Source organism: Coleofasciculus sp. FACHB-712, assembly GCF_014695635.1.
Classification (GTDB): domain Bacteria; phylum Cyanobacteriota; class Cyanobacteriia; order Cyanobacteriales; family FACHB-T130; genus FACHB-T130.
Genome location: NZ_JACJOQ010000461.1, coordinates 1 through 11,784 on the forward strand (window position 1 = coordinate 1; position 11,784 = coordinate 11,784).

7 protein-coding genes and 1 pseudogene are annotated in these 11,784 nt (G+C 47.2%); 5 read left to right on the forward strand and 3 right to left on the reverse strand.

Translation table 11 applies throughout. The features are described 5' to 3' along the window. Nucleotides 1–327: pseudogene (locus H6F50_RS26750) on the reverse strand (hypothetical protein); the annotation flags it as partial. Between the two features lie 563 nt (nt 328–890). On the opposite strand from H6F50_RS26750, the gene H6F50_RS14645 reads away from it, so the two are divergent. The 3 genes from H6F50_RS14645 to H6F50_RS14655 are packed head-to-tail and all read left to right on the forward strand — an operon-like array spanning nt 891 to nt 7,884. Beyond that, a complete protein-coding gene (locus H6F50_RS14645) occupies nt 891–1,691 on the forward strand; it encodes an alpha/beta hydrolase (protein WP_190429262.1) in 801 nt (266 codons plus the stop codon). After that, entirely contained in the window at nt 1,676–5,494 is a 3,819-nt protein-coding gene (locus H6F50_RS14650) for a response regulator (protein ID WP_242029040.1), read from the forward strand. Before H6F50_RS14645 ends, H6F50_RS14650 begins: the two co-directional genes overlap by 16 nt. 2 nt (nt 5,495–5,496) lie before the next feature. Then, nucleotides 5,497–7,884: a response regulator gene (locus H6F50_RS14655; protein WP_190429263.1), complete on the forward strand. Its 2,388-nt coding sequence runs from the start codon at nt 5,497–5,499 to the stop codon at nt 7,882–7,884. Nucleotides 7,885–7,906: 22 nt separating this feature from the next. On the opposite strand, the gene H6F50_RS14660 is transcribed toward H6F50_RS14655, so the two are convergent. Continuing rightward, complete coding sequence (locus H6F50_RS14660) at nt 7,907–8,548, reverse strand: hypothetical protein (RefSeq protein ID WP_190429264.1); 642 nt, start codon at nt 8,546–8,548, stop codon at nt 7,907–7,909. 89 nt (nt 8,549–8,637) lie between these two features. Then, nucleotides 8,638–9,594 (reverse strand): glycosyltransferase, encoded by a 957-nt coding sequence (locus H6F50_RS14665; RefSeq protein WP_190429265.1) that lies wholly within the window; start codon nt 9,592–9,594, stop codon nt 8,638–8,640. A gap of 471 nt (nt 9,595–10,065) precedes the next feature. Between H6F50_RS14665 and H6F50_RS14670 the strand changes: the two genes are divergently transcribed. After that, a complete protein-coding gene (locus H6F50_RS14670; protein ID WP_242029041.1) occupies nt 10,066–11,622 on the forward strand; it encodes a serine/threonine-protein kinase in 1,557 nt (518 codons plus the stop codon). Beyond that, the gene (locus tag H6F50_RS27600; RefSeq protein WP_277878929.1) at nt 11,603–11,737 is read left to right on the forward strand and encodes a hypothetical protein; all 135 of its coding nucleotides are present in this window, start codon (nt 11,603–11,605) and stop codon (nt 11,735–11,737) included. The genes H6F50_RS14670 and H6F50_RS27600 overlap by 20 nt, the downstream gene beginning before the upstream one ends. Nucleotides 11,738–11,784 lie beyond the last annotated feature (47 nt).

Sequence of the window (11,784 nt, forward strand, 5' to 3'; positions counted from 1 at the left end):
ATCGCCTTTGTGACTATGACGAATTCTTTTTAGTAAGGTAAAGCTAAATAAACAGATCGTTAAAGAGATGCACCAGAGGATTTCTGAAAAGTGAGTGAAAAGAGCCAGGTAAGGGATGTCTTTACGAAAAGGTTCAGCAAATAGAAGTTTTATGAAATTAACTCTGGCATAGTAGTCTGAACCGTAGTAGGTGCCTGCCATTTTGACATAGACTGTCATTCCCAGAAACAGTAACAGCACTAGACCATTAAAAACGAGAACGGAGCGGTCTTCTAGGATTTGCTTTTTGAGGTCTTGCCAGATTTTTTTTATTTGATAATTCCGCATTTTCATTCAAGCTAGTTGTGATTATTTTATAATAGAAAAACATAACAGACTTAAATAATTAAGTTTTTGTACATTTTTATGTATTTGAGTATAAATAAATTTTAGCAAACGAGTCCAGGGAACCGGGAAATATGTTTGATTTATCTTTAGACTGAAGCTTTCTGTATTTCAAGGAATACAGTAGACGAATAGATAGCTTGAGCATCTGAAAAGAGTTGGAAGAACAAAGGGTTGGGAAGACAATCAAGCGAAATTATGTAATCTAGTCCTTGGGTCAGCTTAAATTATGTTCGTTTTATCGTTACTGTTTATTTTTGCATTAGGCTTAGGATGCCTCAACCTAAAATATTTAAAGGATCGTTAGGTTATTGTCTTTAGTTCCGGCTTGGGAACCGCGTTAAGAAAGTCGGTATAGTAATTGACAGCTTCTCGCATGGCTGCTGTTACATATCTGAGCTTTTAGGGAACGCTAAAATATAACCTCAATGAGGTAAGTCTTTTAGTTTGGTTTCGGTATAGTTTTTGTCTTGCATTAAGGTAATAAAGAGAAGGAGTAACTACCTATGGCAACGAGCATCATGCAGCGTAATAATGTCCAAATGCTGGGTGATGGCAGCCAGACAATTATCTTTGCCCACGGTTTTGGCTCGGATCAGACGGCTTGGCGACATCAGGTAGCAGCCTTCGCGCCTAATTTTCGCATTGTGCTGTTCGACCATGTAGGGGGAGGTAAGTCAGATTTTTCTGCCTATAGTCCGCGCCGCTACAGCAGCTTATACAGCTATGCTGAGGATTTGCTGGATTTATGTGCCGAGTTAAAGTTAACCAAGAGCATCTTGGTGGGGCACTCGGTCAGTGGGATGGTTAGTTTACTGGCAGCATTAGTCGAGCCTGATTGCTTTAGCCAACTGATCTTTCTAGATGCGTCCCCCCGTTATCTCAACGATGACGGATATGTTGGTGGCTTCGAGCAGTCTGACTTAGATACACTCTATGCAGCCATGTCAACCAACTACTATGCTTGGGCTAGCGGTTTTGCGCCGATCGCAATGGCTACTCAGGATCAACCTGAATTGGCAGCCGAGTTTGCTACTACGCTAGCCGCTATCCGTCCAGATATCGCGCAAGCGGTCGCTAAAGTGATTTTCCAGTCTGACCACCGAGATGATTTACCACGATTGAATGTACCGACTGTGATTTTACAGGCAAGCGATGATATTGCGGTACCGCCTGAAGTTGGTCAGTACATGGCAGATAAAATTCCTCAAGGTAAGCTGATGAATATCGCTGCTAGAGGACACTTACCGCATATCAGCGCTCCCGACGTGGTAACGAGTGCAATTGCCCAATGTATCGCCGCTTAAACTTAAATCTTCTTCGATCGCGGTTGCTGCTTTGTCCTCCTGACCGACTACCGACCTTTAGAGCCGTCCTAATCTGGCTAACCCTTTTTTTCGTAGGACTGGGCGTGCTGGATGGATGGAAGCCTATGCAGATGGTCGCCCCAGTCATCTTGACAATATGCACGCTTCTGCCCCTACCAGCGGTGCAAGTTGCACCCGCCGCAGGGCTTTGCATTCTGTTGCTGGGACTGCTGCATGGCGATTGGCGGCTAACCCGCCAGTCACTTGAGCTGGGCAGTGTGGCTGTGTTCGGAACATTTGTAGGCTCTTTTCTGCGGGGAATCGAGTGGCGGTTGGCGTCCCAATCGGTGCTGAGTACTCTTACTAATACCGATACCAGAAATTCTCCCGATATACCGATCCGGCAAGCCCTGATCTTACTGCGGGAGTTTGTTTGTGCCGACGCAGCGATCGCGCTACGCCAACTTGATGATGTGACTGCTGAAGCCTTGGTGTGTATTCCCCAGCAGGCGCTGCCAGATCAACTGACAACGCCCACCTTGTTTGAGAAAGCGATCGCTCAAAATCGCTGTCTCTACTATCCAAACTACCCTGCTACTCCCGGTGCTTCTCATGTCTTGGTCGCTAAAGGGACTCAATCCCTCGCCATCCTTCCATTTCAGTATCCCGGTAGGGGCACGACTTTATCAGCGCCCCATAGCGGTGCAATTTTGCTGATCTGGCATCGCCAGACCAGTATCTCCCCACGTCTGCGCCAATTTATTGAGTCGCTACTTGGCGAGTTACGCACCCTTCTACAGTTCAGCGATACCACCTTGCGGCTGGAGAATCTACAAGCCCGCTTCGGTGCCATGTTAGAGACAATCCATCAGGGAGTGGTATTTGTAGATGAAAGTGGGGAGCAAGGGTGGATCAATCAAGCCGCTGCCGAGCAACTGGGACTCACCCCAGGGGCTGTAGAACCCCCCGTGCTAGCTCAGGCGATGGCATTGCTACGCACGAGCGCTGATAATCAACAGGAAATCGTGGCGCAGGCAGCAAAGTTTTTTTCCCAACCTCAAGCAGTCATTCGCAACTGGATCTGGGTGTTCAAAGGCGACACGCCAAAAACGCTGAGTATCTCTAGCACGGCGACGCGGGTACACGACGTGCCCGGTCGCCTCTGGATATTCGATGATATTACCGAGCGATATTTCGCGCAACTGGCACTCGTCGAGCGTACTCAGGAATTATCCCAGGCGAATTTGGAACTGGAAAAGGCAAAAGCAGCGGCTGAAGCAGCGACTCGCATTAAGAGCCAATTCCTCGCCAATATGAGCCACGAAATCCGCACCCCGATGAATGCAATTATCGGCATGACGGGACTGCTACTCAACACTGAGTTAACTCCTCAGCAGCGAGATTTTGTGGAAACCACCCAAAGCAGTGGCGATGCATTGCTAACGCTAATCAACGACATTCTTGACCTTTCTAAAATTGAGTCAGGCAAGCTGGAATTAGAAAAGCATTCTTTTAATTTGCGAGTTTGTGTTGAAGAAGCCCTCGATTTATTAGCTTTCAAAGCAGCCGAAAAAAATCTGGAATTAGCATATTTAATTCATCCGGGAACCCCGCTCTCGATTGTGGGAGATGCCAGCCGGTTGCGCCAAATTTTAGTAAATTTGCTTAGTAATGCGGTCAAGTTTACTCAAACTGGAGAGGTAATTGTATCGGTCAGTGCAAAAGAGGCGATCGCTCAGGAAGAATCGGAAATCGGTTGCGAGCCAACCCACTCATTGCCCGATTACCAAATCCAATTTGCGGTTAAAGACACCGGCATTGGGATTCCCGCCAACCGGATAGACCGCCTGTTCAAGTCTTTCAGTCAGGTCGATGCTTCTACAACTCGCCAGTATGGGGGAACCGGGTTAGGACTCGCGATTAGCAATCATCTGAGCGAAATGATGGGCGGTCAGATGTGGGTCGAGAGCCTGGGAGCGATCGCGGGAAATCCTCCTTCTAACTGGCAACCTACAATAAAAAAAGATCCGGGTGCAAAGAGCAACCCTGAATTTCATTCTCCCCTTCAAGAAGGCGAAAGCGTTGCGGCAAAACCGCTAGGGCCTACATCCCCTGCTACGCTCTCGGTCGCTAACAGCCCTCATCCAGACGTAGGCTCTACTTTTTATTTCACCATTGTTGCGGCATCAGCTCCCAATGTCTCTGCGATCGCTTCTCAAAATCCTCAACCTCAGTTAGATGAAAAGCGGCTCCTAATCGTGGATGATAACGCTACAAATCGCCAAATATTGACGCTACAAGCCCAATCTTGGGGAATGCTGACTTGGGCGGCTGAATCTGGTTTTGAAGCCCTCGACTGGTTGAACTTAGGGGAACCGTTTGATATCGCCATTCTGGATATGCAAATGCCACACATGGATGGTCTGACTTTAGCGGCTAAAATCCGTCAGCTGCCTAACTATGAAAAATTACCCTTAATTGTGTTGACCTCCATCGACAGGCCAGAAAGGAGTCATGATGTCCAAGCCGTCGATTTCGCGGCATTCCTCACCAAACCCGTTAAACAATCCCATCTCTATAATGTCTTGAGCCATATCTTGGGGGAACAGCCGATCCAGGTAAAGCCCTCGCGCTCAAATATACCGGCAATAAATCCCCAACGAGGGGTACAATTTCCCCTGCGGATTCTGTTAGCAGAAGACAATATTGTGAATCAAAAGGTAGCCTTGTATTTACTATCACAGATGGGCTATCGAGCAGATATTGCGAGTAATGGATTAGAAGTGCTAGAAGCTCTACATCGCCAATCCTATGACGTGGTACTGATGGATGTGCAGATGCCAGAAATGGATGGATTGACAGCGACTCGCCGCATCATTGGGGAATGGTTGCCTGCTTCTCGTCCCCGCATCATTGCCATGACAGCGAATGCGATGCAAGGAGATCGAGAAGAATGTCTCAAGGCAGGCATGGATGACTACCTAAGCAAACCGATCCGAACCGAGGAACTCATCCAAGCTTTGAGCAAGTGTCAGCCTTTAAGCGAGGCTGAGGAACCAGGATTGTTAGCGAAGCAGCACGTTAGCGAATCCAAGAGCGATCGCGCCTTAGTCCAGACTGAGGCAGAAATAGACAGTTTAGTCCAGACTGAGGCAGAAATAGACAGTAGAAGAGTTCCCCCTGTCATCCCGTCACCCCCGCACCCCTCCCTTCCGACTCCCCAACTCAGTCCTCAGCCCTCAGTCCTTAGTCCTTCTATAGACAGTAGAAGAATTCCCCCCGTCATCCCGTCACCCCCGCACCCCTCCCTTCCGACTCCCCAACTCAGTCCTCAGCCCTCCGTCCTCAGTCCTTCTATCGACAGTGGAAGAATTCCTCCCGTCATCCCGTCACCTCCTCACCCCTCGCTTCCGACTCCCCAACTCAGTCCTCAGTCCTCAGTCCTCAGCACTTCCATTGATGCCAAAGTGTTGCAATCATTTCGCAAAATGGTCGGTGAAGAAGATGCCGAGGCGATTTTAGGAGAGATGATCGATTGCTACCTCGACGATGCGCCAAAACTCTTGGAAGCGATCGCGATCGCAGTTGCCCAAGCAAATGCACCCCAGTTGCAACGCACCGCTCACACCCTCAAGTCAAGCAGTGCCACCCTAGGTGCCACAACCCTCGCCCAACTCTGTAAAGAGTTAGAAATCATGGCTCGGACTGGAAATATTAAAAATGCATTAGACAAATTGCCGCAGCTTGAAGCTGAGTATGAACAAGTTAAGGCGGATTTGCACTCTCAACGCCAGCCAAATTAGCTATGAACACCACCGACGCTAATCAACATACTCCCCTCATCCTCGTTGTAGATGACGACAAATTCATGCGGCTTCAACTTCGCCGAGCGATGGAACAAGCCGGATACGAGGTAGCAGAAGCAAGCGACGGAGAGGAAGGTTTAGCCGCCTACACGCGCCTACACCCAGATATTGTGCTGCTGGATGCCATGATGCCAGTGATGGATGGTTTTACCTGCTGTCATCTATTGCGTACCCTTCCAGAGGGTGATTCTCGTGGAGAGAAGTTTGGCGATTCTCCTACAGCGACGGGAACTGCTGAAAAAAGTCGCCCCCCTAGAGGATCGCGGAACACACCCGTATTGATGATTACGGCTCTTGAAGATCAAGAATCGGTCGATCAAGCATTTGAGGCGGGTGCCATTGATTACATTACCAAGCCGATTCACTGGGCAGTTCTGCGCCAGCGCGTGCGTCGTGTCCTCCAAGCTAGCCAAGCAACAGAGGAATTGCGACAGCAAACTGAGCGGGCACAACTGAGCGAGGAGCGACTAAGGTTAGCCCTAGAAGCTGCCCACATGGGCACCTGGGACTGGAATATCCATAGCGGCAAAGTTGTTTTCTCCGCAACCGCAGAAGCGAATTTTGGTCTTCCCCCAGGTTCCTTTGACGGCACCTATCAAAGCTTCCTCACCAAAATCCATCCTCTAGACCTAGAATTAGTCACTCAAGCTTTAGTACGCCCCGTGGAAGAAGGGGCGGACTATGACATCGAATACCGGATTATTTGGTCGGATGGTAGCGTTCATTGGATAGCCAGCAAAGGTCAAGTTTATTACGACCAAACCGGCAAACCCATCCGTGTGAACGGCATCAACATGGACATCACCGAGCGCAAGCACTCGGAACAAAAAATTTGCGAACAAGCTGCTCTACTGGATATCGCCACAGATGCAATTCTGGTTCAAAACCTAGACAACCAAATCTTATTTTGGAACCAAGGTGCGGAACGTCTCTATGGCTGGAAGCAAGAAGAAGCCCTCGGCAATAACACTGCTGAGCTGTTGCATAAGCAAATTTCACTAAAACTTCGAGCCGCCCAAAAAACTCTCATCGAGGAAGGAGAGTGGTATGGGGAGTTGTATCAAATGACCAAATCTGGTCGAGAAATCATTGTTGAAAGTCGCTGGACGCTCGTGCGCGATGAGGCGGAAAACCCAAAAGCAATTCTGATTGTCAACACCAATATAACTGAAAAAAAACAACTAGAAAGGCAGTTTCTCCGCGCTCAGCGCATGGAGAGCTTAGGAACGCTGGCTAGCGGCATTGCCCACGATTTAAACAATGTGCTAGCGCCTATTTTGATGTCAGTTCAACTTTTGCAAATCAAAATCCAGGATCGCCAGAGTCAACAGCTGCTTTCCATCCTCGAAACGAATGCCAAACGTGGAGCTGATTTAGTTAAACAAGTGCTTTCTTTTGCGCGAGGCATGGAAGGCGAACGGACAAATCTCCAAGTCGGGCACCTAATTTACGAGATTGCGAAGATCGCAAATGAAACTTTCCCTAAATCAATCGAGATTCATACGCATATCCAGACAAGAGAGCTGTGGCCTGTTTCTGGCGATGCTACTCAACTACATCAGGTACTGATCAATCTTTGCGTCAATGCTCGTGATGCCATGCCAGATGGCGGGACGTTGAAGATTTCCGCCGACAATACAGTAATTGATGAAAACTATGCCAGGATGAACTCAGGTGCAAAAGTGGGTTCCCATATTGTGATTAGTGTCTCTGATAGTGGAGTGGGAATGCCTACTGAGATGCTTGATAGAATCTTTGAGCCATTTTTCACAACTAAAGAAATTGGCAAAGGTACGGGTCTGGGTCTTTCAACTGTTCTTGGCATCATCAAAAGCCACGGTGGTTTTTTGAATGTATATAGCGAAGTGGGAAAAGGCACAGAATTTAAGATCTACTTGCCAGCAATCGAGGGAGAATTAACATCGCAAGCTCTAAAAAAACCATCTAATCTGTTAACTGGAAACGGCGAGTGTATTCTGGTTGTTGATGACGAAGCTTCAATTTCTCAAGTGACTCAAGCATCTCTAGAAACTTATGGCTATAAAGTTTTAACTGCGAGCGATGGGATTGAGGCAGTCGTACTGTATGCCCAGCATAAAACGGAAATTAGTGTTGTACTCCTCGATATGATGATGCCATCTATGGACGGGCCAACAACGATTCGCACGCTACAAAAAATTAACCCGCAAGTTAAAATTATTGCGGTTAGCGGACTCTTATCTAACGATAGGGTGAGTGAGCTGGCTCGCGCTGGGGTCACAACCGTTTTGTCAAAACCCTACACTACAGAAGAGTTGTTGAAAGCCTTACATGAGGTAATCATCTAATGCAAGACTTAACAGCAACTGCTCAACTGATGCCATACTTTCTCTGCATGATTTCCTGACGACAAACGTACCAAAAGTAAAATGCGATATTGAGGATTCCCAGTAACTTCGTGCCATCTTCTAGCATTGCCGGAGTACCATTTCCTTTGATGTGCAAGATGTCCACTAAGCCAGAAATGCCAAATAAGATACCCGCAATTATCAGCAATACATAAGGCGTTGATAAAAGTTTGCGCCAGAAGCATAAACCATAAGCGATCGCGCCAGTACCGTATACTAAGTACATCACCCCTTTGGGCACCTTAGCTACATCTCTCAAAATTAAGGTAATCCGAAATAAATCGTCGGCTAATAAAACAAAAATCCCAATCGCAGAACATAAGATAAATAGATTTGCTTTGCGATTGGGAGAAATTATGTTTAGCAAGCTAAAGCTAAACAAACAAACTGTACCTGAAAGGCACCATAACACTTCAGAGACACTCGTTAATAAGCCGTAGTAGGGTCGTCGGATTGAGAAGGGATCTGCAAAAAGAAATTCAATCCCTTGACCTTTTCCCAGAAATTTTGCGTAAACTGACAGCGCCAAAAATAGTAATACAGTTCCGCCATTCAAGAAGAGGATCGGGCGATCGGCTTCTATTTGCTTCCTACTTTCTTGCAAGATTTTATTAAATACGTGAAGCTGCATTCTTATTTAAATCAGTTATCACCTATTTAACATAGCTGATAACTGATTGTACCGGCTACAGTTTAAATAGAAGCCGTTCTGTAGGTTACAACTTCTTGAGGCACGGTAGGAGCCTGAGAATTGATTTTTCTGGAATAAGTAACTCTCGCTAAAGAAATCCAAGCGGCAAGCGAAAACATGGCTGGATATGCCATCTTGAGTGCCATTAAGATTTTTCCTTGCTTGAGTCCTACCAAACTCCAATGCAGTTTGAGAAACGCCTTAATTTCCTCAAGTTTCGGAATAGATGAGCGATATTTTTCATGCACTAACGGGTAGATTCTTTCCTTGATTAAGATATTTGTTTCTAACCGTTTTTGCAGGGAAAACTTCTGATTGCATCCACCCGGCCATAATGTCCGGAAGGTAAGATACTGATTAACAAATGCGGCATCCCCATATTGGGCAATTTTCACCCAAGAGTCGATGTCATCGCAGTTACCATCTAAAGCCGAATCCCAACCGCCTGACTTGAGAAAGGCATCTTTTTTGAAAGCAACTTGAACGGGTGTCCCAAAAGGAACCACTTCCATCAACATCCCGTAGTGGATATCCTCTTGTTTCACGTAAAATAGTTTGCCAGGACCGCTCGGCTTGGTGCGGGTAACTTCTTCACCATTGACATCAACTTGAACGGCTTGACACGAGCAAATCGCTGCTTGAGGACGTTGAGCGATCGCTTTTACCATTTCCCAGACACAGTTGGGTGCCAGATAGTCATCATCATCCAGCGGTTTGATCCAGTCTCCGGTTGCCACGGCAACCCCAGCATTTACGGTAGCGGAGTGACCGCTATTGACTGGGTTGCGGTAGTAAACTACGCGATCGCCCAAGCTGCGGACGTATTCTTCGGTACCGTCCGTGGAACAGTCATCTGCTACTACCACTTCGCAGGGCAAAGTTTGCGCGAGCGCTGATTCAATCGCCCGCCGCAGCAGCGGTAAACGATTATAGGTTGTAATTACGATGCTAAATTTCAGCATATAGAGCAGCTCCTGAGCCGTTATAAAGTTATTTGTTATCAGCGCAGCTTTCTACTTAAGCCACAAAAGTCAGGTACTTTTTCAATCCATTAGTTTACTTTTTCAGCCTTTAGGGGGATGAATTAGCCGATTTTACTTACGTAAGTACACTAACATCTACCCGTAGATAGAGAATAGACTTGCAAAATTTATCCGTATAAACACTTATCTTAAGCAATTTTTTTGAAGAAAGCATCAAGATAAGGTGAAGAAAATGTATATCCCGGATAATCTTCTTAAAGTTTTCGTAAAGATATCGGCAACCCGCTATCAATTCATCGGTTTGTATCATTAAATACAAACAAATTTCACAAAAGACGCGATCGCTCGGAAACCCGATTTTACAGTATCAACTATAAACTCACCGTGCTTTTAAGGATGATAACTTCGGCAGGTTTTGGGGAACTCAGTTAAGGAAAGAAGTTTCTATTGCTGTTAGAGACGCTGCCGCCAGTGAGTCGGAGCGATGTCCCATCATCTGCTTTTACAGGCAGCTATAGTGGGAAAAGTGCCAATGCCTACAGCACGCTGCGCTTACCGCGTAGCGATACTTGTAGGGGTTATCGTCGCCTAACCATCATGAGCGAATTCCCAGATTTTTCCGATTTAGGCTATCAAATCGAAAGAGAGCTAGGGCACAACCCTTGCGGGGGTCGAGTTACTTACCTGGCAAGCCGTACCAATACACAGCAGCGCGTCGTTATCAAGCAATTTCAATTTGCCCATTCGGGTGCCCGCTGGTCAGACTATCAAGCTTACGAGCAAGAAATTAAGGTGCTACAGCAGCTGAACTCACCCAGCATTCCCCAGTACCTCGATTCCTTTGAAACTCCCACTGGCTTTTGCCTAGTTCAAGAATATAAACCGGCTCCCTGTGTCTCTACATCGCGTCACTTTACCCCAGAGGAAGTCAAGCAAATTGCCATTGCCCTGTTAGAAGTTTTAGTCTACTTACAACAGCAAAATCCCCCGATTATCCATCGAGATATTAAGCCGGAAAATATCTTAGTGGATGAACAACTGAAGGTTTACCTGGTAGATTTTGGCTTGGCTCGCATCGGAGGTGGGGAAGTCGCCGCCAGCAGTACCGTCAAAGGCACGTTGGGATTTATGCCGCCAGAACAGGTGTTCAATCGCCAACTCACCCAAGCATCTGACTTATATAGTCTCGGCGCGACGCTGATTTGCTTGCTTACCCAAACCAAATCTACTGGAATTGGCAATTTAGTTGATGAAGCTTATCGGATCGATTTTAAGCAGATGGTGCCGCATCTGAGTCGGCAATTTGTAGACTGGCTCTCAAAAATGACGGCACCCAGCCTCAAAAATCGCTTCGAGCGTGCAGCGGATGCCCTAGAAGCTCTGAGGTCGATTGATGTTCGCCGCCGCGTACTCAAGCCAAGTGATATTGTCCGCTATGCCAAGGCATTCGGAACTCTAGACCGTCCCACAAAAACTAAGATTCTTGCCGCTGGATTAGTGTTAACATCCCTGGGGTTTGCCACGGTCAAAGACAGACCCAGTTTAGTTAAAGCGGATCTCGTCAGGCAGTTGTTGGAAACTAACCACTGTGACAGATGCGACTTAAGCTATGTTCATCTGAGTCGAGCCGATTTGAGTAACGCCTATCTAACGGGTGCCAACCTTCGAGATGCCTATCTCAGGGGTGCTAACCTCATCGGTGCCGACTTGACGGGTGCCGACCTCAGGAATGCTTACTTGGCAGTTGCCGATTTAACCATTGTTAAGTTCAGGGGTGCCAACCTCGAAGGTGCCGACCTCCAGGATGCTTACTTGGGGAGTGCCGACCTGAGAGGAGTCAAACTCAGGGATGCCAATCTGGAAGCGGCTGACCTTGAGGGTGCCGACTTGACGGGTGCTGACCTCAGGGGAGCGAACCTCAAAGATGCCAACTTAGAGGGTGTCACGATAACCGGAGCCAAGCTGACAGACACCATCATGCCCGATGGCTCGGTTCATCGATAGCTTAATGCAAGTGGTTCCAACGAGCAATCTGGATGATAGCAAAAACAGAGCGATCGCATCCGTTACTTTTGCAGCCATCTGTTATAAAAGACTCACCACCTACATCTATCGATAGGTAGGCTCATGGGTAATTTAGCAGACTTTTCTAGCCAAGGCTATCAA